At 68.4% G+C, this 22,112-nt stretch carries 24 protein-coding genes; 17 read left to right on the top strand and 7 right to left on the bottom strand.

Going from position 1 to position 22,112, the window contains the following annotated elements; genetic code table 11:
- Window positions 1–9 precede the first annotated feature (9 nt).
- Both ACAM55_RS09000 and ACAM55_RS08995 read right to left on the bottom strand, forming a co-directional pair.
- The gene (locus tag ACAM55_RS09000; protein WP_369655686.1) at window positions 10–852 is read right to left on the bottom strand and encodes an IclR family transcriptional regulator; all 843 of its coding nucleotides are present in this window, start codon (window positions 850–852) and stop codon (window positions 10–12) included.
- A 73-nt stretch (window positions 853–925) separates the two neighbouring features.
- On the bottom strand, window positions 926–2,380 hold the full coding sequence (locus tag ACAM55_RS08995; RefSeq protein ID WP_369655685.1) for an FAD-dependent oxidoreductase: 1,455 nt from the start codon (window positions 2,378–2,380) through the stop codon (window positions 926–928).
- Window positions 2,381–2,546: 166 nt separating this feature from the next.
- Here ACAM55_RS08995 and ACAM55_RS08990 point away from each other — a divergent pair, with 166 nt between their 5' ends.
- Together ACAM55_RS08990 and ACAM55_RS08985 are read left to right on the top strand one after the other, a co-directional pair.
- Window positions 2,547–3,545 carry a Bug family tripartite tricarboxylate transporter substrate binding protein gene (locus ACAM55_RS08990; RefSeq protein ID WP_369655684.1) on the top strand — a complete coding sequence of 333 codons (999 nt, stop codon included), beginning with the start codon at window positions 2,547–2,549 and terminating at the stop codon, window positions 3,543–3,545.
- Complete coding sequence (locus tag ACAM55_RS08985; RefSeq protein ID WP_369655683.1) at window positions 3,542–4,561, top strand: Bug family tripartite tricarboxylate transporter substrate binding protein; 1,020 nt, start codon at window positions 3,542–3,544, stop codon at window positions 4,559–4,561. Before ACAM55_RS08990 ends, ACAM55_RS08985 begins: the two co-directional genes overlap by 4 nt.
- Window positions 4,562–4,567: 6 nt before the next feature.
- Here ACAM55_RS08985 and ACAM55_RS08980 read toward each other — a convergent pair whose 3' ends face one another.
- Both ACAM55_RS08980 and ACAM55_RS08975 read right to left on the bottom strand, forming a co-directional pair.
- Window positions 4,568–5,452, bottom strand: coding sequence for an alpha/beta fold hydrolase (locus ACAM55_RS08980; protein WP_369655682.1), 885 nt, complete (start codon window positions 5,450–5,452; stop codon window positions 4,568–4,570).
- A gap of 28 nt (window positions 5,453–5,480) precedes the next feature.
- Entirely contained in the window at window positions 5,481–6,311 is an 831-nt protein-coding gene (locus ACAM55_RS08975) for a class III extradiol ring-cleavage dioxygenase (RefSeq protein ID WP_369655681.1), read from the bottom strand.
- Window positions 6,312–6,411: 100 nt separating this feature from the next.
- Between ACAM55_RS08975 and ACAM55_RS08970 the strand changes: the two genes are divergently transcribed.
- Both ACAM55_RS08970 and ACAM55_RS08965 read left to right on the top strand, forming a co-directional pair.
- Complete coding sequence (locus tag ACAM55_RS08970; RefSeq protein WP_369655680.1) at window positions 6,412–7,353, top strand: LysR family transcriptional regulator; 942 nt, start codon at window positions 6,412–6,414, stop codon at window positions 7,351–7,353.
- Between the two features lie 30 nt (window positions 7,354–7,383).
- The gene (locus ACAM55_RS08965) at window positions 7,384–9,240 is read left to right on the top strand and encodes an ABC transporter ATP-binding protein (protein ID WP_369655679.1); all 1,857 of its coding nucleotides are present in this window, start codon (window positions 7,384–7,386) and stop codon (window positions 9,238–9,240) included.
- 167 nt (window positions 9,241–9,407) lie between these two features.
- On the opposite strand, the gene ACAM55_RS08960 is transcribed toward ACAM55_RS08965, so the two are convergent.
- The gene (locus ACAM55_RS08960) at window positions 9,408–9,836 is read right to left on the bottom strand and encodes a VOC family protein (RefSeq protein WP_369655678.1); all 429 of its coding nucleotides are present in this window, start codon (window positions 9,834–9,836) and stop codon (window positions 9,408–9,410) included.
- A gap of 73 nt (window positions 9,837–9,909) precedes the next feature.
- Here ACAM55_RS08960 and ACAM55_RS08955 point away from each other — a divergent pair, with 73 nt between their 5' ends.
- The 6 genes from ACAM55_RS08955 to ACAM55_RS08930 all read left to right on the top strand — a co-directional run bounded on the left by ACAM55_RS08955 (window position 9,910) and on the right by ACAM55_RS08930 (window position 16,439).
- Entirely contained in the window at window positions 9,910–10,530 is a 621-nt protein-coding gene (locus ACAM55_RS08955; RefSeq protein ID WP_369655677.1) for a TetR/AcrR family transcriptional regulator, read from the top strand.
- Window positions 10,531–10,953: 423 nt separating this feature from the next.
- A complete protein-coding gene (locus ACAM55_RS08950; RefSeq protein ID WP_369655676.1) occupies window positions 10,954–12,363 on the top strand; it encodes a DUF2868 domain-containing protein in 1,410 nt (469 codons plus the stop codon).
- Window positions 12,360–13,772 carry a GTPase/DUF3482 domain-containing protein gene (locus ACAM55_RS08945; RefSeq protein ID WP_369655675.1) on the top strand — a complete coding sequence of 471 codons (1,413 nt, stop codon included), beginning with the start codon at window positions 12,360–12,362 and terminating at the stop codon, window positions 13,770–13,772. The genes ACAM55_RS08950 and ACAM55_RS08945 overlap by 4 nt, the downstream gene beginning before the upstream one ends.
- A 115-nt stretch (window positions 13,773–13,887) precedes the next feature.
- On the top strand, window positions 13,888–14,508 hold the full coding sequence (locus ACAM55_RS08940) for a hemolysin III family protein (RefSeq protein WP_369655674.1): 621 nt from the start codon (window positions 13,888–13,890) through the stop codon (window positions 14,506–14,508).
- 94 nt (window positions 14,509–14,602) lie between these two features.
- On the top strand, window positions 14,603–15,043 hold the full coding sequence (locus ACAM55_RS08935) for a helix-turn-helix domain-containing protein (RefSeq protein WP_369656358.1): 441 nt from the start codon (window positions 14,603–14,605) through the stop codon (window positions 15,041–15,043).
- Between the two features lie 94 nt (window positions 15,044–15,137).
- Window positions 15,138–16,439 (top strand): UDP-N-acetylglucosamine 1-carboxyvinyltransferase, encoded by a 1,302-nt coding sequence (locus tag ACAM55_RS08930; RefSeq protein WP_369655673.1) that lies wholly within the window; start codon window positions 15,138–15,140, stop codon window positions 16,437–16,439.
- Window positions 16,440–16,448: 9 nt separating this feature from the next.
- Here the strand turns inward: ACAM55_RS08930 and bla are convergent, their stop codons facing one another.
- Complete coding sequence (bla, locus tag ACAM55_RS08925; RefSeq protein ID WP_369655672.1) at window positions 16,449–17,342, bottom strand: class A beta-lactamase; 894 nt, start codon at window positions 17,340–17,342, stop codon at window positions 16,449–16,451.
- A gap of 166 nt (window positions 17,343–17,508) precedes the next feature.
- Here bla and ACAM55_RS08920 point away from each other — a divergent pair, with 166 nt between their 5' ends.
- From ACAM55_RS08920 to ACAM55_RS08890, 7 genes are all read left to right on the top strand, one after another.
- Window positions 17,509–17,847, top strand: a complete 339-nt coding sequence (locus ACAM55_RS08920) for an ArsR/SmtB family transcription factor (protein WP_369655671.1) — start codon at window positions 17,509–17,511, stop codon at window positions 17,845–17,847.
- On the top strand, window positions 17,844–18,155 hold the full coding sequence (locus ACAM55_RS08915; RefSeq protein WP_369655670.1) for an SRPBCC domain-containing protein: 312 nt from the start codon (window positions 17,844–17,846) through the stop codon (window positions 18,153–18,155). The genes ACAM55_RS08920 and ACAM55_RS08915 overlap by 4 nt, the downstream gene beginning before the upstream one ends.
- Window positions 18,156–18,263: 108 nt before the next feature.
- Window positions 18,264–18,902 carry a phosphatidylcholine/phosphatidylserine synthase gene (locus tag ACAM55_RS08910; RefSeq protein ID WP_369655669.1) on the top strand — a complete coding sequence of 213 codons (639 nt, stop codon included), beginning with the start codon at window positions 18,264–18,266 and terminating at the stop codon, window positions 18,900–18,902.
- Between the two features lie 37 nt (window positions 18,903–18,939).
- The gene (locus ACAM55_RS08905; protein ID WP_369655668.1) at window positions 18,940–19,515 is read left to right on the top strand and encodes a glutathione S-transferase family protein; all 576 of its coding nucleotides are present in this window, start codon (window positions 18,940–18,942) and stop codon (window positions 19,513–19,515) included.
- A gap of 10 nt (window positions 19,516–19,525) precedes the next feature.
- Entirely contained in the window at window positions 19,526–20,167 is a 642-nt protein-coding gene (locus ACAM55_RS08900; RefSeq protein WP_369655667.1) for a histidine phosphatase family protein, read from the top strand.
- 45 nt (window positions 20,168–20,212) lie between these two features.
- Window positions 20,213–21,175 carry a DnaJ C-terminal domain-containing protein gene (locus ACAM55_RS08895; protein ID WP_369655666.1) on the top strand — a complete coding sequence of 321 codons (963 nt, stop codon included), beginning with the start codon at window positions 20,213–20,215 and terminating at the stop codon, window positions 21,173–21,175.
- A gap of 2 nt (window positions 21,176–21,177) precedes the next feature.
- Entirely contained in the window at window positions 21,178–21,489 is a 312-nt protein-coding gene (locus tag ACAM55_RS08890) for a chaperone modulator CbpM (RefSeq protein ID WP_369655665.1), read from the top strand.
- A gap of 11 nt (window positions 21,490–21,500) precedes the next feature.
- On the opposite strand, the gene ACAM55_RS08885 is transcribed toward ACAM55_RS08890, so the two are convergent.
- Window positions 21,501–22,091 carry a DUF2894 domain-containing protein gene (locus ACAM55_RS08885; protein ID WP_369656357.1) on the bottom strand — a complete coding sequence of 197 codons (591 nt, stop codon included), beginning with the start codon at window positions 22,089–22,091 and terminating at the stop codon, window positions 21,501–21,503.
- Window positions 22,092–22,112 lie beyond the last annotated feature (21 nt).

Genomic DNA, 22,112 nt, shown 5'->3' with positions numbered 1-22,112 from the left:
TCGGCCGGGCTAGCCCGGCAAGGGCGTGGGCACGTGGCCGCCAATGTCGCGCGCAATGGTGAGCGCGATGTCGTGCAGGCGCGGTGCCAGTTCGTTGCGCAGGCGCTCCTCGGTGAACACGAAGGCCGCGCCGCCGCCGTTGAGCGCCATCACTTCGCCGTCGGGCCCGATGAGGGGCACCGACACGGAGTTGATCTCGCGGTGGAACTCGCCGAGCGAGAGGCAATAGCCCAGCCGCCTGGCTTCGCCGATGGCGCGCGTCATGCCGGGCGCGATGCTGTCCCATTCGGGGCCGCGCAGGAGACGCATCGAATCGACCAGCTGGTTGCGCTGCGCTTCGGGCAGGGCAGAGAGATACGCGCGGCCCAAAGCCGAATTGGCCAGCGGCGCACGCGAGCCCACGTCGAGCCGCGCCGACAGCATCGACGAGCGCGGCCGGCAGGCCTCGATCAGCACCATCTCCATGCCGTCCCGTATCGCCAGGTAGACCGAGGCCCCCACCTCCTCCGCCATCGCCTGCATGCTGGGCCGCGCGGCGGCTCGCACGTCGAGGCTGCCGAGGAATACGCGCGACAGCGACACCACGCCCGGGCCGAGCATGAAGCGGTCGGCAATCTGCGCGGCCTTGAGCATGCCCAGCGAGAGCAGCGTGGCGACGAGCCGGTTGACGGTCGGCCGCGGAATACCGGTCATGCGCGCGATGTCGGCGTGGCCCAGCACGGGACGCTCTTCGCTGAAGCAGCGCAGCACCGAGATGCCGCGCTCCAGCGCGCTCACGGTGTCGGAGCGGTCGCCGCGCGCATCGGCGGATTCGGCAGCGGAAAAGGAGGTGTCGTTTTTGTCAGTGGACATGGAGGAACCCTTTGCAAGACGCTCCAATGTAGAGGCTGGCGAAAGCGCGTCGGCCGGGTTCATGGCAAGACATTCACACGCCGGCTTCGGCCACAGCCGGCGCATGCGCGCCCTGCCCCGCGGCGCCGGCACGCAGGTACACGCCCTGCGCGAGCAGCGCGGACTGCAGCGCGCTCACGTCGATCGCGCGCGGTTCGACGCCGCCCTGCGACGCCAGCGCCGCTGCCACGCCCGCGGCCTGACCGGTGATCCAGCATTGCGGGATCTCGCGCATGAAGCCGTGCGAGTTGCGGTCGCACGAGATGTGGCGCCCGCAGGCCAGCAGGCCGTCGAGCTGCTGCGGCACCAGCGCGCCGTAGGGAATGGAGATGTTCGGAAACTTCGGCGATACCGCGGGCGTCACGCCCACCTCGTCGGCCAGCGCCACGCCGTCGGGCCACTGGCTGCGCAGCACGGCGCCCACGCCGCTCAGGCGCCGCGCATGGCGCACGCCGATCTGCGGTGCGCTGAGCATGAGATAGGCATCCTCGAAGCCCGGCGCATGCGCCTTGAAGTAGTCCAGGTGCGCGGCCATCGCACGGTGCGAGCGCACTTCCACGGCCGTGAGGTCGTCCACGTCGAGCGCAGAATAACCCGACTGGCGCGGCCCCATGAACAGCGCCACGTCGTTGCGCCACGAGACGAAGGGCCGCTCGAACAGGCCGCATTGCTCGCGCCCGCGCGCCATGAAGGCGCTGAACGCCTCGGGCTGGCCGGCCTTGAACCCGATCCAGCGGTTCATGTCCACGCCGCCGAAGAGCCACGAGGTGTTCATGCAGTGGTGCACGTCGGCCTCCTCGATGTCGTTCACGTAGGCGGCGCCGGCACGCGCGAACAGGTCACCGTCGCCGGTGGCGTCGACCACCACGTCGGCCATGATCGCCATGCGGCCTTCCTTGCTCTCGAACACCACGCCTTTCACGGCACCGTCCTGCACGATGGGAATGGCCGCCCACGAGTGGTAGATCAGCTTGACCTTGCGCTCCAGCACGATCTCCTGCGACAGCAGCTTGAGCCGTTCCGGGTCGATGGTGGGCGACCACGTGACCACGCCGTGGTAGGCGGCGGTGCGCTGCGACCAGTGGGCGGCCTTGGCCGCGTCCTGCGAGCCCCAGTCTTCGCGCGCGGGTCCGGCGATGGCATCGGCCGGCAGGCGATCGAACAGCTCTTCGGCAAAGCCGCGGATCACCAGCTGGCCCTCCCAGTCGGTCATGCGGTCGATCCAGATCACGAGGCCGCCGGTGGAAAGCCCGCCCAGGTGGTTGTAGCGCTCGAGCAGCGCCACGTCGGCGCCCGCGCGTGCCGCGGCTGCGGCGGCCGCGGTGCCCGAAGGCCCGCCGCCCACCACCAGCACGCCGCAGCGGTGGTAGACCGGAATGTCCTTGCCGGGCTCGGCCCAGGTGCCGTGGTCAGTACGCTTGACGCGGCTGTCGCGGTCGAAGATGTCGGAGGACAGGATGCGCTCGTCGGTGCGGACGACAGTTTTCATGGATGAGTGTCTTGGATGGGCTGTTTCATCGTATTTTGATTTCAATGTTCATTTTGTCAAACACAAATCCTCTAAAATGGCATTTCTTCGGGGTATTCCCTAGATCATGTGGATTTTTATGATTTTCTAAATCAATATAAGAAGAACATTCCAAACGGAGACATCGATGAAGAAACCCTGCGGCACCCGCCGCGCGTTCGGTGCGGCGCTCGGCGCGGCGGCCCTCCTGGGCGTGGCACCCCTGGCCCTGGCGCAAGACTTCCCCGTGCGCGGCGGCAAGCCGATCCGCATCGTGGTGGGCTTCACGGCCGGCGGCGGCACCGACGCGCAGGCGCGCATCGTGGCGCAGAAGCTCGGCGAGGTGCTGGGCACCGGCGTGATCGTCGACAACAAGCCCGGTGCCAGCACCATGCTCGCGGCCAGCGAGGTGGCGCGCGCGCTGCCCGACGGCTACACCCTGCTCTACGCGCCCTCGTCGACCATGGCGCAAAACCCGCACACCTTCTCCCAGGTGCCCTACGACCCTTGCAAGGACTTCACCGCCATTTCGATGGGCGGCCGCGGGCCGCTGGTGCTGTCGGTGAGCACCACCGTGCCCGCCAACAACGTGAAGGAACTCGTCGCCTACGTGAAGGCGAACCCCGGCAAGGTGAGCTATGCCTCCTTCGGCGCGGGCACCTCGTCGCACATCTACGGCGAGGCCTTCGTGAAGAAGGCCGGCATCGACGCGGTGCACATTCCCTACAAGGGCGGCTCGGACGCGGCCAAGGACCTGATCGGCGGCCGCGTGCAGTACATGTTCGATTCGGCCTCCTCGGCCGTCATCACCTCCGGCACTGGCAAGGTGAAGATCCTGGCGATTGCCGCGAACGCGCGCATTGCCGCGCTGCCCGACGTGCCGACGTTCGCCGAGCAAGGCGTGACCGGGCTCGACCTGCCGAGCTGGCTCGGCTTCTACGGACCGGCGCACATGCCCGCGCCAGTGGTCGCCAGGCTCAACGCGGCCCTCGCGCAGGTGCTGGCGATGCCGCAGGTGCGCGACTTCTACCGCAGCGGCGGCTATGAAGCCGGGGCCAGCACGCCCGAGGAGTTTGCCGGCATCACGCGTTCGAGCTACGAGCGCTGGGGCGCGATGGTGCAGCAGGTCGGGTTGGCCAGGCAATGAACCGCTTGCCTTCCTCCATCGTCCGCCGACGCGCTACCGCGTGGCTCGGGCTCGGGGTCGCATTTGGCGCGGCCGCATTGCCGTTGGCCGCGCTCGCCGCCGGGCCCGCGCCCTTCCCCGAGAAGGGCCGCAGCATCCGCATCGTGCTCGGCCTCGCGGCGGGCGGTGCCTCGGATGCGCAGGCGCGCTTCGTCGCCAACAAGCTCGGCGAGGTGCTGCAGGCGCCGGTCATCGTGGAGAACCGGCCGGGCGCGAGCTTCATCCTTGCCACCGAGGAAGTGATTCGCGCCGCGCCCGACGGCTACACCCTGATGTACGCGCCCTCCTCCGTGGTGGCGCAGAACCCGCAGACGTTGGCGCAGGTGCGCTATGACCCGTTCAAGGACCTGACGCCCATCTCTCTCGGCGCGCGCGGCCCGCTGGTGCTGACGGTGCATGCGAGCGTGCCCGCGCGCACGGTGCAGGAGCTGGTGGCCTACATCAAGGCCAACCCGGGGAAGATGAGCTACGCCTCCTTCGGCACCGGCACCTCGTCGCACATCTACGGCGAGGCGTTCGCGAAGCAGGCGGGGCTGGACGTGGTTCACGTGCCCTACAAGGGCGGTGCCGATGCCGCGAAGGACTTTCTCGCGGGCCGCGTGCAGTACTACTTCGACGCCGCGCCCAACGCGATCCAGAACACCGCCACCGGCAAGGTCCGCATGCTGGCGGTGGCAGCGCCCAGGCGCAGCGCGATGCTGCCCGACGTGCCCACGATGACCGAGCAGGGCGTGAGCGGCGTCGACATGCCGAGCTGGCTCGGCTTCTACGGCCCCGCGCGCATGCCGGCGCCCGTGGTCGCCCGGCTCAACGGCGCGCTCGCGCAGGTGCTCGCGATGCCCGCCACGCGCGACTTCTTCCGCCAGGGCGCCTACGAGGCGGAGTCGTCGAGCCCGGCGCAACTGGCCGAGCTCACGCGCGCGACCTACGAGCAGTGGGGCGACATCATCCGCAAGCTCGGGCTCGCGAAGCAATAGCGCGGCTCAGCCCAGGAAGCGCAGCAGCAGCCGGTTGAATTCGTCGGCGCGTTCGTACTGCGCCCAATGCCCTGCCCCGTCGATCACCACGCCTTCGCGCTGCGGCTGGCCGGCCGTGAGCTGCGCCACCAGCGGACGCGGATCGGCGGTGACGTCGTACTCGCCCCACAGCAGCATTTGCGGTCCGCCGAGCGTGTCGAGCGCGGCCTGCAGTCCGCCTGCCTGCGACACGTCCTTGCTGCGAAAGCGCGTGCCGTGGCACGAGATGTCGTGAATCTCGAAGGCCAGCGGGTCGATGGCCGCCTTGTCGTGCAGCATGAGCGCGCCGAGGTTGTGCAGCAGCGCGGCGCGTTCTTCCTCGCGGCTGGGCGCGGCACGCCAGTTGATCATCTCCACCGACATGCGCCGCATGGTGCCGTGGCCTCCGCTGCCCACGAGCGCCAGGCGCCGGATGGCACCGCGCCGTACGGCGAAGCGCGCGGCGGTGAGCCCGCCGAAGGAGAAGCCGCCCAGATCGATGGGCGTGCCCGCGCCGATCAGCTGGTCGAGCGAGCCGCCCAGTGCATCGAGCAGCGGCCCGAGCGGATCGTCGCCGGGGGCTGCGCGCGGCGGCGCGTCGGAGTCGTTGAACCCGGGCATGTCGGGAAGCCACAGCGTGTGCCGGGCCGACAGCGCCTCGACGTTGCGCAGCCAGTGCATCCAGCTGCCATGGCCGCCGTGCAGCAGCACCAGCGGCGGATGGGCGTTTTCAGCACCGAAGCGGCGCCAGCAGACGCGAACGCCGCCGTGCACCACGTCATGGCGCGTACCGCTCGCGGCGATGCGTTCGATCAAGAGGCGGGCTTCGCGGCCTGAATCTGAAGTGGAATCTGAATCGGGAATGGAAGGCATCGCCCGATTCTGCCAACCCGCCGCCTTTTCAGCTGGCGGCAGCGCCGAAGCGGTAGCTCGACACCACCAGTCCGCCCATGAAACCGTCTTCGTGATAGACGCGTTCGCCGGGCTCCTGCTCGGCCGCCCCGACGGCCACCATCAGTGGAATGAGGTGTTCCTCGCGCGGATGCGCCATGCGCGCCGAGGGGGCCGATGCCCAGTCCTGCAGCCGCTGCGCGCGCGCCTGCGGCGCCGCTTGCACGGCGGTGTCATCGAGCCAGTCGCCGAAGGCCTTCGACACGCCGTGCGCCTGCGGGCCGAAATTGCGCAGGTTGTGATAGCTCAGGCCGCTGCCCACGATGAGCACGTTCTCATCCCGCAGCGGCGCGAGCGCGCGGCCGAGCGCCAGGTGCTCCGCCGGATCGAGCCCGCGGCGCAGCGACAGCTGCACCACCGGCACGTTGGCATCGGGATACATCGCCTTCATGGGCGAGAACATGCCGTGGTCGAAGCCGCGCTCGGGGTCGATGGCCGCCGGCAGCCGGGCCGCGGCAAGGAGCGCCTGCACGCGCTGCGCCAACTCGGGCGAGCCGGGTGCGTCGTAGCGCACTTCGTAGGTGTGGGCGGGAAAGCCGCCGTAGTCGTAGATCATGGGCGGGCGCGGGTTGCCCTGCACCGTGAAGACCGGCGCCTCCCAATGGGCCGACACCATGAGGATGGCGCCCGGCGTGCGGCCGATCTGGCGCGGCATGTCGGCCAGCGCCGCGGCCAGCTGGTCGTAGACCCCGCCCATCTCCTTCTTCATCCAGGGCCAGGGGCCGCCGCCGTGGGAGATGAAATACGTGGGCAGGCGCGAGGTGTTGTCGTCGTGGGTCAAGTCGATGCTCCTTGAAAGCGTTGCATCGACTGTAGACATTTCCCATCAGGAAATCGACAGGCTAGGATGCATCGATTCATTTCTCCACAGGAAAGCCTCCATGGACCGCCTGACCAGCCTTCGCGTGTTTCGAGAGGTCGTCGAGTCGGGCAGCTTCGTGGCCGCGGCCGAGCGCCTGTCGATGTCGCCGCCGATGGCCAGCAAGCACGTGGCGCAGCTCGAAAAGTCGCTGGGTGCGCGGCTGCTGCACCGCTCGAGCCGCCACTTGAGCCTGACCGAGGCCGGCACCGCCTGGTACGACCAGAGCCGGCGCGCGCTCGACCTGCTCGATGCCGCCGAGGCGGCCATCGGCCAGAAGAGCGAGGCGCCGCGCGGCCAGCTCAAGGTGAGCGCGCCGGTGTGGTGTGCCACGCCGCGCTTCGCGCGCGTGCTGGCCGACTACCGGGAGCGCTTTCCGGAAGTGCTGATCGACATTCACCTGGAAAACCGCAAGGTCGACCTCGCGGCGGACGGCTACGACCTGGCGCTGCGTGCCACCCAGGAGCCCTCCCCGGCGCTCATCGCGCGGCCGCTGTGCCGCGTGCCTTTTCATCTGGCGGGCACGCCCGCCTACCTGCGCCGCATGGGCAATCCCGCGCTGCCGGCCGACGTGGGCCGGCTCGGCGCGATCGTGCCGAGCTACGTGAACCTCGACAACCTCACGCTCAAGGGGCCCGGCGGGCGGATGTTTCCGCTGCGGCTCGCACCCGCGATGCGGTCGGACGACACCACGCTCACTCTGCATGCGGTGCGCGCGGACATGGGCATTGCGTTCTTGCCCGAATGGCTGATCGACGACGACCTGGCAGCGGGACGGCTGGTGCGGCTGCTGCCCGACCACGCCCCGCATCCGGTCACGCTGTTTGCGGTGTACACCAGCCGCCAGTACATGGCGCCCAAGCTGCGCAGCTTCATCGACTTTCTCGGCGATCGGCTGGGCGGCCAGCCACCGGCCGCCGCGGAACGCACCCCTTCGGTGCAAGGACATGCGGCCCCGGGCTAAAGTCGTGGCTTCCCCAGGAGACTGCACGCCTTGTTCCGTTTCTTCGAAAAACTCCTTCATCCCTATCCCGTTGCCGAACCGGCGCTCCCTCCAGCAGGCTTCTTCGCCTTTCTGTGGGCCTGCACCCAGGGCCTTCGCCTCAAGATGGCCGTCATGGCCGCGCTCACGGCCGCCATCTCGACTTTCGAGGCGCTGCTGTTCGCCGTGCTCGGGCGCATCGTCGACTGGCTCGGCGGCCAGGTGCCGTCGCGGCTGTGGGCGGAGCGCGGCGACACGCTGATGTGGCTGGCCGCGCTGCTGGTGATCAGCATCGGCGTGGTCGCGCTGCAGACTATCGTCAAGCACCAGACACTGGCGGTGAACCTGCCCATGCGCCTGCGCTGGAACTTTCACCGGGTGATGCTGGGCCAGAGCATGGCCTTCTACCAGGACGAGTTCGCGGGCCGCATCACGGCCAAGGTGATGCAGACCGCGCTCGCGGTGCGAGACACCCTCTTCGTGCTGGCCGACGTGGTGGTGGCCATGGGCGTGTACGTGGTGACCATCATCGTGCTGGTGAGCGTGCTCGATGTGCAACTGGTGCTGCCCTTCATCGTCTGGCTCGTGCTGTATGCCGCATCCCTGATGTACTTCGTGCCGCGGCTCGGCAAGGTGGGCAAGGCGCAGGCCGATGCGCGCGCATTGATGACCGGCCGCGTGACCGACGCCTACACCAACATCGCGACGGTCAAACTGTTCTCGCACACGCAGCGCGAGGCCGGCTTCGCGCGCGAGGCGATGCGCGAGTTCATGTACACGGGCTATGGGCAGATGCGGCTGGTGAGCGCCTTCGAAATCGTCAACCACGCGCTCAGCATGGGCCTGACCGCGGGCATGGCCGGCACCGCGCTGTGGCTCTGGTCGAACGGCACGGTGGGTGTGGGCGCCGTGGCCGCGGCCACCGCGATGGCCCTGCGCCTGCAGGGCATGTCGCACTGGATCATGTGGGAGATGACCAGCCTGTTCGAGAACATCGGCACCGTGCAGGACGGCATGAAGACGCTGTCGCGCCCGCGCACCGTGCTCGACGCGCCCGACGCCGGCGTGCTCGACGTGCCACGCGGCGAGGTGCGCTTCGAGCATGCGAGCTTCCGCTATGCGGATGCGGGGCGCCGCGTCATCGACGACCTGAACCTGGTGGTGCGGCCCGGCGAAAAGATCGGCCTGGTCGGCCGCTCGGGCGCGGGCAAGTCGACGCTGGTCAACCTGCTGCTGCGCTTTCATGACCTGGAGGGCGGCCGCATCCTGATCGATGGGCGCGACATCGCCCACGTGACGCAGGATTCGCTGCGCAGCCACATCGGCATGGTCACGCAGGACACCTCGCTCATGCACCGCTCGGTGGCCGACAACATCGCCTATGGCCGGCCCGACGCCACAGAAGCGCAGATCGAAGCGGCTGCCAAACGCGCCGAAGCGCACGACTTCATCCAGACCCTGAACGACGCCAGCGGCCGCCGCGGCTACCAGGCGCACGTGGGCGAGCGGGGCGTCAAGCTCTCGGGCGGCCAGCGCCAGCGCGTGGCCATTGCGCGCGTGATGCTCAAGGACGCGCCGATCCTGCTGCTCGACGAGGCCACCAGCGCGCTCGACTCCGAGGTGGAGGCCGCCATCCAGCAGAGCCTCTACCGGCTGATGGAAGGCAAGACCGTGATCGCGATTGCGCACCGCCTGTCGACCATCGCGGCGATGGACCGGCTCATCGTGCTCGACGAAGGCCGCGTGGTGGAAGAAGGCGACCATCGCTCGCTGATGGCGCAAGGCGGCCTCTACGCAAGGCTGTGGGCGCATCAGAGCGGCGGCTTTCTTGGCGACTCGCTCGAAGAAGACGAGGCGCTGCGGGCTTGAGCGCAGCCTAGGGCCTGTTCACACTACTAACGGAGTCGCGAAGGCATGCCAAAGCGGACAAATCAAGGCGCACGACGATGCGTGTGCGTCGGCACACGCAAGGAGTGCAACGCGGAGTTGGCCGCTTTGCCGAACAACGCGATCTCCGTTAGTAGTGTGAACAGGCCCTAGCGGGGCAATGCGCCGGCCTCGTACAACGCGGCGAACTCGGCGCTCGGCGGAATCGGCTTGACGATGTCGATCAGCACACCGTTCGGGTCGCTGGTAATGAAGTGGCGCTGACCGAAGTCCTCGTTGCGCGGCGCAAGAAGAATCGGCAGCCCGGCCGCCGCGAGACGGTCGTGAATCGCGTCGGGGTCGTCCACTTCGAAATTGAGCAGCATGCCGCCCACCACCTGACCGCGCGCGGGTGTGGGAATCGTCTCGTGCCGGCCGTCCAGCACGGCGAGGTTCACCGCGGGGTCGCCCGCCAGTTGCAGATGCACATACCAATCGCTCGTGAACAGCGGCGTGAATTCGAAATGCGCCTGGTAGAAGCTGGCTGTTGCGGCCACGTCGCTGGTCATGATCACCGGGTAGTAGCTCGTCACTTTCATGGTGTCGGCCCTTTCAATTAACATACAGACTGCATGTACGTCAGATATTAATCTACAGACAGACTGTATGTAAATGCCAAAGCCAGTTGCCTCCTCTCTGTCCAGAACCAACCGCGAGCGCACGGAAGCCACCCGCCTCGCGCTCATTGATGCGGCACGGGCCCTCTTCGTCAGCAAGGGCTACGGCGAAACCTCAACGCCCGAGATTGCTGTTGCCGCCGGTATCACCCGTGGCGCCCTGTATCACCACTTCGTGGACAAGCGCGATCTGTTCAGGCAGGTGCTGTTGCGCGAGGCCGAAGCCGTGGCGGCAGACATCGAAGCGGCCACGCCCCGGCAACTCACGCCGCGCGAAGCGCTGCTCGAGGGCAGCAAGGCCTACCTGAAGACCATGACCGCGCCGGGCCGCACGCGGCTGCTGCTCATCGAAGGCCCTGCCGTGCTGGGCCTCGCGGAAACCATGGCCATCGACGAAGCCACCTCGGCCAACTCGCTGCGCCAGGGGCTGGAGAAAGCCAAGGTCGGCAAGGATGAGGTTTCGCTCGAAGCGCTCGCCCGGCTACTTTCGGCGGCCTTCGACCGGGCGGCGCTGGAGATCGATGCGGGCGCCAACGCGGAAGAAATTCGCTCGGCGATGCACTGGCTGCTCGAACAGGCGCTGGGCCCGGTACCTGGTCGCAAGGCCGCTCGCTGAGGCGATGCCGGCACGGCACATCCGGTCGCCCGGGCCTTCGCGAGTCCTACAGCACAGGCCGTCCCTCGCCGACAGCAACCCGCCCACCCGGGCGCGATGCTGAATCTGTCGTCAACAACGAGGAGTCCTCGCATGAGTTCCATCATCTATATCGTCGGCCTGATCGTGGTTGTCGTGGCCGTGCTTTCGTTCTTCGGCCTTCGCTGAACCTGGCCCCACCCCCAGGCGCGCACTTCGTGTCGCTTGTTCCGTGCCCTCGTCGGGGGCCACACCAGCGGCCCGGCCAAGCCGGTTCCGCGGTGTTCCACGTCATTCCGCAAACGGGACCGCTCGCGGTCCCGCTTCTCATGGTCTCCCCGTAACGCGCCGGGCATAATTCGCGCGCCCCGCTCACCATGGGGCGCCACTAGCGAAGGGACCCTGTTGACCAACACCGCGTTGCGCGAATCTGCTTTTCCGGACGCGGTCATCACCGAGGCCATCCGATGGACCGAGGAGAAAGGTCCACTCGACGATGTGCAAGCCATGCGCATCGCCGCCTCCCGCGCATCCAATGAACACGCACGCATCACCGCGCGCGCGCTTGAGTTGGGCGAACGCATCGGGCTGCAACCCGAACTGGCACGCACGCGCCAGTGGGGGCCGTGGGTGCTGCTCGGCCTGGTCGCGCTCGTCGTCGTCGCCGGCCTGGGGCTCGCGGGCAACGTGCTCAGCGGCGGCGAACGGCACATCAATGTGATCGTCGCGCTCGTGAGCTTGCTCGGCATTCACCTGCTCACGCTGCTGCTCTGGCTGGTCGGCCTGTGGCTGCCGCTCGGTTCTTTCAACACCAGCTCGCTCGGCTGGATCTGGCTCTCCCTCACCGCGCGCGTGGCCGGCGGCAAGCGCGGACAGGCACCGGTGCTGGTACGCGCCGCCACCGGGCTCTTGGCGCGCGCCAGGCTGCTGCCCTGGGCCTTCGGGCTGGTGAGCCACGGCATCTGGTCGCTCTCTTTTGCGGTGGTGCTGGCCGCGCTGCTGTTCGCGCTGGCATTCCGCAGCTATACGCTGAGTTGGGAAACGACGATCCTCGACCCGACCTTCTTCGTGCGCGCCGTGCAGGTACTGGGCTGGACCCCGGCGCAGATCGGCTTTCCGGTTCCCGACGCGGCGACCGTGCTCTCGGCCACGCCCGGTGCCCCGGGCCAGCGCACGTGGGCGCTGTGGCTCACCGGATGCATCGTCGTGTATGGACTGCTGCCGCGGCTTGCGCTCGTGCTGCTGAGCGCCGTGGTGTGGCACCTGCGCCGGGCGGCACTGCAGCCCGACTGGAGCGAGCCCTATTACCGCAAGCTGAAGGCGCGCTTCGCCGCGCTTGCGCCGCCCGCCATCGTCGATGCCGACCCGGGACGGGCACCAGACATCGCGCCTGACGGGCTGGCGCCTACGGACCTGCGGGATACCCTGTTCGTCATCGGCTTCGAACTGCCTCCAGATGCGCCGTGGCCGCCCGAGAGTCTGCAAGCCCATTCGAACACCGAGATGCACCGCATCGACGGCAGTGCGCCCGCGCGGCGCGCCCTGCTCGACCGGCTGGCGCAGGCCCGCCCGCGTGCGGTGTTGCTCGTGTGCCATGCGGCATCGAGCCCCGACCGTGGCACCGAACGCTTCCTGCGCGACCTGCTGGCCCATTGTGGCAAATGCCGGCTGTGGCTGACCGATGCCGCGCAGAGCGCAGCGGATGCCGGCGCATCGCAACGCTGGATCGACTGGCTGCAGGACACCGGCCTGCCGCGCGTTGCGGCCACGCACAAGCTCGAAGATGCCTTGCAGGGCCTTGGTGCCGCACCATGACGACACAGCAAGCCATCCGCATCGCCGTTGTCGGCCACACCAATGCGGGCAAGACCTCGTTGCTGCGCACGCTGACGCGGCGCGCCGGCTTCGGAGAGGTGTCGCAGCACCCCGGCACCACGCGCCACGTGGAGTCGGTCGATCTCGACGTGAACGGCCAGGCCGCCGTGCGCTTCTTCGACACGCCGGGGCTCGAGGACGCGGTGGCGCTTCGCGAACACCTGGCGGGCCTGGACCCGCAGGCCACGCCGCCCGAACGCATCCGCCTGTTCCTTCAAGGCCCCGAAGCGCATGGCGTGTTCGAGCAAGAGGCCAAGGTGCTGCGCACCATGCAGGGCATCGATGCTGCTTTTCTGGTCATCGACGTGCGCGAGCCGGTGCTGCCCAAGTTCCGCGACGAAATCGAACTGCTCAACTCCTGCGCCCGGCCCGTGATGCCGGTGCTGAACTTCGTGCGCGACGCGGCAAGCCGCGAGCCGGCCTGGAAGGAACTGCTCTCTGCCTATGGCCTGCACGTGCAGGTGAGCTTCGATGCCGCCGCGCCTTTCGTGGGGGCGGAGCGCGAGTTGTACAGCGATCTCTCCACCCTGCTGCGAGACCGGCGCGAGTTGCTGCGCGTCGTGGTGGACTCATTGACCGCCGAGGCCGCGGAACGCCGCCGCGCGGCTTGCACGCGCATTGCCGGTTTGTTGATCGACGCCGCTGCGTTGCGCCGCAGCATGCCGGCCGAAGAGTTTGCCGACACGGCGCGCCGGAAGGCATTCGTCGCTGCGTTGCAGAAAGAGGTATTCGACAAGGCGCAGCGCTGCACCGACGACCTGCTCGCGCTCTACGGCTTCCGCCAGGACGATGCCGGCGAGGCGCCGCTGCCGCTCATCGAAGGCCGCTGGACGCTGGACTTCTTCAGCCCCGAAGCCATGAAGGACGCAGGCCTGCGGCTCGGCAAGGGCGCCGTCATCGGCGCTGCCGTGGGCGTGGTGGCGGATCTGGCGCTGGCCGGCATTTCGCTGGGCACCGGTGCCGCGGTGGGCGGCGCCATCGGCGGCGCGGTGTCGCAAGGCTGGGGGCCCTTCGGTCGCAAGCTGGCAAACAGGCTGCGCAACGTGCACGAGCTCACGGTCGAAGACGGCGTGCTCTTTGCGCTGGTGGCATGGCAGCTGAAACTCGCGCGGGCACTGGAGCGCCGCGGGCATGCGGCCACCGGGCGCATCGCAGCCGAGACGAGTGCGACGCAGGACGCGCCGACGCGCGCCACGGCCGCCGCCGTGCGCGCGGCACGGCCCGCGCGCAGCCATCCGGAATGGGAATCGGCCGGCGTGGCAGCGCGCACCTTCTGGCGCCCCGCGCCGCAACGCGATGCGCTCGCGGCCGATATCGCGCACACGCTGCAGGACGCCTTCGACGCCTGAGCGCTCCGGCGCGGTCGCGCACGCAGGCCCGCGCTGCGGTCACCGCGCCGTCATGAGGCAAACCTAGCATCCGCTGGCCTTTGCCCTCCACAACCAAGACTGCACTCCCGACCCGATGTACCCCGGCGAACGGCTCAACGGCTACACCCATCTGCTGGGCCTGGTGCTCGCCCTGTTGGCCACGGCCCTGCTGCTTGCCAAGACCGTGCCCACCGGCGACCCCGCGCGGATTGCCGGCGCACTGGTGTTCTCGCTCTCCGCGGTGGCGCTGTATGCGGCATCCACGCTGTTCCACAGCACGCGGGGACGCCGGAAGCGCTTCTGGGAACGCGCCGACCACTGCGCCATCTACCTGCTGATCGGGGGTACCTACACACCGTTCGCACTGGTCACGCTGCACGGCTTGTGGGGCTGGCTGCTGCTTGCCGCCGTATGGAGCGCCGCGCTCTTCGGCATCGGCCGCGAGTTGCTGCAGGCCGACGGCGCAGCATCCAAGCCTCCGCTGGCGCTGTACATCGGCATGGGCTGGCTCGGCGTGCTGGCCGCCGTGCCGCTGGCCGCACGGCTCGAGAGCGGCGGCTTGGCCTGGCTGCTGGCCGGCAGCGTGCTCTACACCGTGGGCACGGTGTTCTACCGGAACCGGCGCGGCTTCAGGCATGCGCATGGCACCTGGCACCTGTTCGTGCTTGCAGGCACCGCGAGCCACTTCGTGTCCGTGGGCTGGTTCGTGCTCTGACCACAGGCAGCCGGCCTGCGCCTTCAAGGGCCGCAGGCGCATGTTGCCGTATCTCCCAAGGCAACGCGCCCCAAGAGATGTGCAAAATGCGCGCATGCCAAATATCGCCTCCATCCTCAAAGCCGAGATTTCCCGTGTTGCCCGCAAGGAGGTGCGCACAGAGATCGAAACGCTGAAAAAAGCATCCACGCACCACCGTGCCTCGATCGCCGCATTGCGCCGGCAGGTCGAGAAACTCGAGAAGGAATTGCGGCGCGCCACCAAGGTCTCCGCGCGCGTCTCCCCAGGAGCCGATGCGAACGAAGCAGGCGAGTCAGGACCGGCCCGCCGGTTCAGCGCCAGCCGCCTGGCTTCGCACCGCGAAAAGCTCGGCCTTTCGGCGGCGGCCTATGGCAAGCTGGTGGGCGTCACCGGCCAGACCATCTACAAATGGGAACAGGGCAAGGCCCGTCCCCGCAAGGCCCAGCTCGAAGGCCTGGCATCCGTGCGGGGACTGCGGCCGCGTGAAGCGGCGGAGCAACTGAGCGCGGATTGATGCACACCCGGCACCACGCCTGAGCCCGCCTGGCCGGGTACAGTGCCTGCATTCATCCATCGCAGTTCGACGCGTTCCTGCCTCGCATTCCCCCATGTCCAACCTCATCGTGCACGGCGGCACGCCGCTTCGCGGCCGCATCACCCCTTCCGCCAACAAGAACGCCGTGCTGCCCGTGCTGTGCGCCACGCTGCTCACGAACGAGCCGCTGCGCCTGCATGGCGTGCCTGACATCACCGACGTACGCAAGATCCTCGACATCTTCCGCAGCCTGGGCAGCGAGGCGCGCATGGACCACGCCACCGGCACGCTGGAGCTGCACCACCGCGAAACGGCTTTCGACGCCGCGCGCGACCGCCTGCCCGAGGAAATGCGCTCGTCGATCATGCTGGTGCCCCCGCTGCTCGCGCGCTTCGGCATCGCGCGCCTCGAGGACAACGTTAAGGGCTGCACGCTGGGCGTGCGCGAGATCGATCCCCATGTGGATGTGTTCCGCCGCTTCGGCGGGCAGGTGGAGCGCGCCAGCGGCTCGCTGCTGGTCCGGTGCGACGGACCGCTGACGCCCACCGAGCACTGGCTCGACTACGCATCCGTCACGACGACCGAGAACTTCGTGCTGTGCGCGGCGGCGGCCAACGGCTCCTCCACGCTCACCAACGCGGCGTCCGAGCCGCACGTGCAGGAGTTCTGCCGCTTCATGGCCATGCTGGGCGTGCGCATCGAAGGCATCGGCACCTCGCGGCTCACGGTGCATGGCGGCAATGCCTTGCGTGGCGGGGAATTCCGCTTCGATGAAGACTTCCACGAGATCACCACCTTCCTGGCGCTGGGCGCCATCACGGGCGGCGACGTGGTCGTGCGCAACAGCGCGCCCGAGAATTTTCCGCTGATCGATCGCACCTTCGCCAAGTTCGGCGTCACGATCACGCACGAAGACGGTTGGTCGCGCGCCAGCTGCGCCGGTCCGCTGAAGGTGCAGGCGCCTTTCACCAGCAACGTGCTCACCAAGGTGGAGGCTGCACCCTGGCCCTATTTCCCGGTCGACCTGCTTCCCATCTTCATTGCGCTGGGCGTGCGTGCAGAGGGCAATGCGATGTTCTGGAACAAGGTCTACGACGGCGCCCTGGGATGGACCGGCGAACTGTCGAAGTTCGGCGCCCACGTCTTTTCGTCCGACCCGCACCGGCTCATCAGCTTTGGCGGCAGCCCCCTCACGCCGGCCGTGGTCGAGAGCCCCTACATCATCCGGGTGGCGATTGCGCTTTTCATGGTGGCGGCCAGCATCGAAGGCCGCTCCGAAATCCGCAATGCCACACCGATCCGCCGGGCCCATCCCCGCTTCGCCGAAAACCTGCGCAGCCTGGGCGCGCAGGTGGAGTGGACGAGCGAAGAGTAGGCGCCGGGCTCAGGCCCGCAGTGCGTTCGCGACGATGCGCGCCGCCGATGCGATGACGTCGTTGCGGCCCTCCGCATCCTTGCGCGCCGGAAACGTCAGGTAGACCGCCAGCACCAGTGGCGCGCCGGCCGGCGGCCACAGCACGCCCGTGTCGTTAACGGTGCCGTACGAACCGGCGCCGGTCTTGTCGCCCACCTTCCAGTCGGCCGGCACGCCGGCGCGAATGCGCGTGGCCCCGGTGGTGTTGCCCAGCAACCAGGCCTGGAGCTGGCTGCGCTGTGCCGTGCCGAGCCCGTTGTCCAGCACCAGCCGCTGCAGGCTTGCGGCCATGGCCTCGGGCGTCGTAGTGTCGCGCGGATCGCCTGGAATGGCGCTATTGAGTTCCGTCTCCCAGCGATCGAGCCTGAAGGACTGGTCGCCGATGGAGCGCGCGAAGGCGGTCACCGCAGAAGGCCCACCGAGAATTTTCATCAGCAGGTTGGCGGCGGCGTTGTCGCTGTATTGAATGGTGGCGGCGCACATCGCGGAAACCGCCATGCCCTGTCCCAGGTATTTTTCGGTGATGGGCGAATTGGGCAGGATGTCGCCCTTGCCGTAGTTCACGTGGCGCTCCAGCAGGCTGGCGTCGCGAGTGCTGCGCTCAAGGATGGCCGCGGCCAGCATGGTCTTGAAGGTGCTGCACAGTGGAAAGCGCTCGGTTGCGCGGTGCTGCACGCGCGCGCCGGTGGCGGTGTCGAATGCGGCCACACCGAGCCGGGCGCCCGCGGAGCTTTCGAGCGCCGCGAGCTGTGCCTCGGCCGAAGCCACCTGCGGCACTTTCGCGGACCAGGCGGTACAGGCGCTGGCCAGCGGCAGTGCGGAGGCGGCAAGCAGGAAGGTGCGGCGATGGACGAAGGATTTCATTGCATTGTCAGCGGAGTGGATGGAACGAAGGCCATCGTAGGAGCGGCATCGCACAGGCTCCAGCGCCGGGCGGCGCCAACGCGTCTCGCCTGTATCGGGTGTAACCGTAAAAAATCATTCAACTTTTCGGTTGAATGATGCTCGCCGGGTGACTATATTCAACCACATGGTTGAACTAGACGACGAACGGCTCGACGCCGTGTTCCACGCCCTGGCCGACAGCACGCGCCGCACCATGCTGCAGCTGCTGGCCCAGGGCGAATGCAGCGTGGGCGAGCTCGGCGCGCCGTTTCACATGTCGTTCGCGGGCGCATCGAAGCATGTCAAGGCGCTGGAGCGCGCCGGCCTGGTTTCTCGCACCGTGCAGGGGCGCGCGCACGTCTGCCGGCTGGAGCCGGCGGCGCTTGCATCGGCCAACGCATGGTTGCGGTACTACGAAGGCTTCTGGAGCAACCATCTGGACGCGCTGGAGCGCGAGCTGCGGCGCGAGGCATCCCGTCAGTGAAGACCTTCCCTTCCCAGGCATCGCGTGTCATCCAGATCGAGCCGCTGAAGCGCCTGACCATCAGCTGGGGCAGCGAAAGCGCCACCGCCTCCGAAGTGAGCTTCGAGTTCACGCCCGAGGGCGATGCGACACGCCTCGTGCTCACGCACCGCCGCCTGCCCGACCGCAAGGAAACGCTCGGCGTCTCCAGCGGCTGGCATGCCCACCTCGACGTGCTCGACGACGTGCTGCACCAGCGCAAGCCCCGAGGGTTCTGGACCCGCCATGCAGAGCTCGAAAAGGCTTACGAGGCCCACCTTCCCGCCTGAGCCGCCGGACCCGCCTCGCCGGCCGCTCCCGGAGTCGGATGGCGACTACAGGCAAGCGGCCTGGCTTGCGTTAAGGTGCGGAGCATCCGCCGACTCCGAAGCACGCCCATGACCACCCCCTCCCCCGCACCGGCCCGCAAGCATTTCTCGATGATCCGCGGCTTTCACCTGGCCGACGCATTCACGCTCGGCAACGCGGCTTGCGGCGTGGGCGCGGTGTTCCTTGCCATGGCGTTCATGGCGAGCCAGTCGCTCGCGCAGTTCTTCTGGGCGGCGGCGCTCGCTCCGGCGGCCTTCGTGTTCGACGTGTTCGACGGCCGCATCGCGCGCTGGCGGCAGACGCACTCCGCCCTGGGGCGCGAGCTCGATTCGCTGGCCGACGTCATTTCCTTTGGCGTGGCGCCCGCCGCGCTGGCCTTCGCCGCGGGCCTGGACGGCGGCTGGGACTGCGTGCTGCTGGTCTATTTCGTCTGCTGCGGCGTGAGCCGGCTCGCGCGCTACAACGTCACGGCCGAGGCGCTTTCCGCGGGCGCCGACAAGGTGAAGTACTTCGAAGGTACGCCCATCCCGACCAGCGTGGTGCTGGTCGGCGTGCTGGCCCTTGCAGCCTGGCAAGGCCGCATCGGCGACGCGGTGTGGGGCGGCGCCTTGGCGCTCGGTCCCTGGCAGCTGCATCCGCTGACGCTGCTCTTTGCGCTATCGGGCACGCTGATGATCAGCAAGACGCTGCGCATTCCGAAGTTCTGACCCGCCCCCGGTGCCGATCCATGAAAGGAGTCCCCTCATGAAGTTGTATTTCGATCCACACAGCCGCGCGCAGGTCGCGAAATGGATGCTCGACGAAGCCGGCGTGGACTACGAAATCGTGCCCACCCTCATCCGGGAAAAGGCGCACAAGAAGCCCGAGTACCTCAAGATCAATCCGGCGGGCAAGCTGCCGGCGCTGGTGGACGGCCGCACACGCGTGTTCGAGAACGCGGCCATCTGCATGTACGTGGCCGAGAAGTTTCCGCAGGCCAAACTGGCGCCGCCGGTGGGTTCGCCCGAGCGTGGCCGCTACCTGTCGCTGATGGTCTATTCGACGGCGCAGCTGGAGCCCTCGATGGGCGACAGCCTGCTGGGGCTGCACAGCAACAACAGCGCGCGCGGCTGGACCGATTTCGAGCAGGCCAAGGACGCGGTGGAGCGCGAGCTGGGCTACGGCCCCTATCTCTTCGGCGCTCAGTTCACCGCGGCCGACGTGATGATCGGCTCGATGTTCATCTGGCACCGCGCATTCGGCGGACGCTCCAACCGGGCCAAGATCGATGCCTACATCGACCGCCTGCAGGCGCGCCCCAAGGGCCTGAAGTTCGGCTGAGCCACGACCCATGTCACAGGCACCTTTCCCCCACGGCGCGACCGCAGGCCTCGACCAGCTGGTCCGCATCGCCGCCGAGCAGCCGCTCGCACCGGCCTGCGACCATTTCTACTTCCTGCGCCATGGCCAGACCGGCCGCAATGCGCAGCGCATCTTCCAGGCCGTGGACGAGCCGCTGAGCGAGCTCGGCCTGCAGCAGGCCGCGCGCGCCGCCAAGCTGCTGGCGGGCGAGCCGATCCGCACCATCGTCTGCAGCGATGCGCGGCGCGCGCACGACACGGCGCATACCGTGGCCGCAGTGCTCCGGCTCGCGCCCACGCCCCAGGCGGCGCTGCGCGAACGCAACTTCGGCGCGCTCATCGGCACCTCGTCGGCCAATATCGACTGGGCCTGCGAACCCGAAGGCGGCGAAACGCTCGCGCAATTCGTGGCCCGCAAGCGGCTTGCCCTCGACGCCGCGCTGGCGCAGCCGGCGCCGGTGCTGGTGGTGGCCCATGGCGGCACGCTCTACGCGCTGGCCGCGTTGATCGGCGTACCCATCGATCTGAATCTGCTCGGCAATGCGCAGCCATTGCGTTTTTCGCGCAGCGGCCCCACATGGGCCGTAACGCCGCTACTGCGGCATGCCGACGGCGATTCAGCCCTGGCTTGAACGAGCCGGAGCGCGTACTGTTCGGCGTTCACACCACCAACCGCCATGGAATTCAAGGACTACTACAGCGCCCTGGGCATCGACCGGACCGCTTCCGACGACGAGGTGCGCAAGGCCTACCGCAGGCTTGCGCGCAAGTACCACCCCGACGTCAGCAAGGAGCCCGACGCCGAGAAGCGCATGCGCGACATCAACGAAGCCAACGACGTGCTGCGCGACAAGGAAAAGCGCGCCGCCTACGACGCACTGGCCGACCGCGTGGCGCGCGGTGGCCATCCCGAGGGCGACTTCCAGCCGCCACCCGGCTGGGACACCGGCTTCGAATTTCACCGCGGCCCGAACCAGGGCCCGGCCGACCACGCGGATTTCAGCGAGTTCTTTTCATCGCTCTTCGGCGAGGCCGAGCGGCGCGGGGCGGCAAGGCGCAACTACCGCGCGCGCGGCGAAGACCATCACGCGGCCATCGAGATCGCGCTCGAAGACGCACTCAACGGCGCCGAGCGCGAGATCACGCTGCGTTCGCAGGAACTCGACGCGCAGGGCCGGCCCACGTTCAAGACGCGCACGCTCAGCGTCAAGATTCCGCCCGGCATGCATCCGGGGCAGTTCATCCGGCTTGCCGGACAGGGCATGCCAGGCCATGGCGGCGAACCTGCCGGCGACCTCTACCTGGAGGTGCGCATCGCGCCGCACAGGCTCTACCGCCTGGAAGAACGCGACATCTACATGACGCTGCCCGTCACCCCGACGGAGGCGGCGCTCGGCGCGCAGGTGAAGGTACCTGTGCCAGCCGGCGGCGCGGTCGAGGTGACCGTGCCGCCCAATGCGCGCAGCGGCCTCAAGCTCAGGCTCAAGGGCCGAGGGCTCGGCGGCAAGCAGCCCGGCGACCTGTACCTGCTGCTCGAGATTGCCCTGCCCCCCGCCACCGCGGAGGCCGCACGCAAGGCCTACGAGCAGCTCGCGCAAGCGTCGGCTTCGTTCAACCCACGCCAGCATCTGGGAGTGTGAGCATGGCGACCGTTTCCGTCACAACAGCCATCAGCGCGTCGCAGCCGCTCGCCGCGAGCGAGCTGGCCCATGCCTGCGGCGCCGACACCGAATGGGTGGTGCAACTCGTCGAAGTCGGCATCGTGCAGATCGCCATGGCCGAAGCGCCACCCGAGCGGTGGCAGTTCTCGAGCACCGACCTGCAATACGCGCTCGAGGCGCGCAGGCTCGAGCGCGACTTCGGCGTGGGCCTCGACGCCGCCGCGCTGATTCTCGATCTGCAGCACGAGGTGCGGCGGCTGAAGGCCGTGATCCGCGCGCACGGCTTGCGCTAGCCGGCCAGGCTTCAGCCGGATTTGCCGCGCGCCGTCTTCTTCGGGCTTTCGGCGCGCGGGGTGTTCGCCGCTGCCGGGGCATTGCTGCCGTTCACCTGGTCGACCCACAGCAGGGTGTCGACGTACGACATGAACCGGTTCAGGTATTCGGGCGAGAGCTCGTGCATGAGCATCAGCGACCGATGCACCAGGTGATGCGAATTGAGGGGGCCGGCATTCTCCGGCACCTTTGCCAATGACTGCGTCAGCCGCCGGTCGGCGCTGAGCCGCGACCACGTGCTTTTGAAGTACCGCAGCGTCTTCAATTCGGGAGCGGATGCGGCCTGCCCTCCGGCTGGCGGCGGCGACTGCCGGGCGATGTGCTCGACGAGTTCGGCGAGCGGCCCGCGAGGAGGCGCGGCGTCCTGCTTCACGCCGGCATCGGCGGCCCGGGCTTTTTCGAGATTCTCGCGATAGGCCGCAAGCAGGCTGTGCACCTTGCCGTCGAGGATGCGCCGCGCATCGCCCTGGTGCGCGGATGCCCGCCGGGCCAGCGCCTCGATGAAACGAAAGCGCACCGGGTCCACGCGATGCTCGCCGCGCGCACGCCACGCATCGAGCATCGCCACGGGGTCGTCCATGCG

The organism is Variovorax sp. V213, from assembly GCF_041154455.1.
GTDB lineage: Bacteria > Pseudomonadota > Gammaproteobacteria > Burkholderiales > Burkholderiaceae_C > Variovorax.
Note: the sequence above shows the minus strand (reverse complement) of the source record. Positions and strands in the feature narration are given on the sequence as shown.

Bases quoted from the DNA above. Each gene is read 5' to 3' on its own strand.
- ACAM55_RS09000 (WP_369655686.1), bottom strand. From the start codon at position 852: ATGTCCACTGACAAAAACGACACCTCCTTTTCCGCTGCCGAATCCGCC.
- ACAM55_RS08995 (WP_369655685.1), bottom strand. From the start codon at position 2,380: ATGAAAACTGTCGTCCGCACCGACGAGCGCATCCTGTCCTCCGACATC.
- ACAM55_RS08990 (WP_369655684.1), top strand. From the start codon at position 2,547: ATGAAGAAACCCTGCGGCACCCGCCGCGCGTTCGGTGCGGCGCTCGGC.
- ACAM55_RS08985 (WP_369655683.1), top strand. From the start codon at position 3,542: ATGAACCGCTTGCCTTCCTCCATCGTCCGCCGACGCGCTACCGCGTGG.
- ACAM55_RS08980 (WP_369655682.1), bottom strand. From the start codon at position 5,452: ATGCCTTCCATTCCCGATTCAGATTCCACTTCAGATTCAGGCCGCGAA.
- ACAM55_RS08970 (WP_369655680.1), top strand. From the start codon at position 6,412: ATGGACCGCCTGACCAGCCTTCGCGTGTTTCGAGAGGTCGTCGAGTCG.
- ACAM55_RS08960 (WP_369655678.1), bottom strand. From the start codon at position 9,836: ATGAAAGTGACGAGCTACTACCCGGTGATCATGACCAGCGACGTGGCC.
- ACAM55_RS08955 (WP_369655677.1), top strand. From the start codon at position 9,910: ATGCCAAAGCCAGTTGCCTCCTCTCTGTCCAGAACCAACCGCGAGCGC.
- ACAM55_RS08945 (WP_369655675.1), top strand. From the start codon at position 12,360: ATGACGACACAGCAAGCCATCCGCATCGCCGTTGTCGGCCACACCAAT.
- ACAM55_RS08940 (WP_369655674.1), top strand. From the start codon at position 13,888: ATGTACCCCGGCGAACGGCTCAACGGCTACACCCATCTGCTGGGCCTG.
- ACAM55_RS08935 (WP_369656358.1), top strand. From the start codon at position 14,603: ATGCCAAATATCGCCTCCATCCTCAAAGCCGAGATTTCCCGTGTTGCC.
- ACAM55_RS08930 (WP_369655673.1), top strand. From the start codon at position 15,138: ATGTCCAACCTCATCGTGCACGGCGGCACGCCGCTTCGCGGCCGCATC.
- bla (WP_369655672.1), bottom strand. From the start codon at position 17,342: ATGAAATCCTTCGTCCATCGCCGCACCTTCCTGCTTGCCGCCTCCGCA.
- ACAM55_RS08920 (WP_369655671.1), top strand. From the start codon at position 17,509: ATGGTTGAACTAGACGACGAACGGCTCGACGCCGTGTTCCACGCCCTG.
- ACAM55_RS08910 (WP_369655669.1), top strand. From the start codon at position 18,264: ATGACCACCCCCTCCCCCGCACCGGCCCGCAAGCATTTCTCGATGATC.
- ACAM55_RS08905 (WP_369655668.1), top strand. From the start codon at position 18,940: ATGAAGTTGTATTTCGATCCACACAGCCGCGCGCAGGTCGCGAAATGG.
- ACAM55_RS08900 (WP_369655667.1), top strand. From the start codon at position 19,526: ATGTCACAGGCACCTTTCCCCCACGGCGCGACCGCAGGCCTCGACCAG.
- ACAM55_RS08895 (WP_369655666.1), top strand. From the start codon at position 20,213: ATGGAATTCAAGGACTACTACAGCGCCCTGGGCATCGACCGGACCGCT.
- ACAM55_RS08890 (WP_369655665.1), top strand. From the start codon at position 21,178: ATGGCGACCGTTTCCGTCACAACAGCCATCAGCGCGTCGCAGCCGCTC.
- ACAM55_RS08885 (WP_369656357.1), bottom strand. From the start codon at position 22,091: ATGCTCGATGCGTGGCGTGCGCGCGGCGAGCATCGCGTGGACCCGGTG.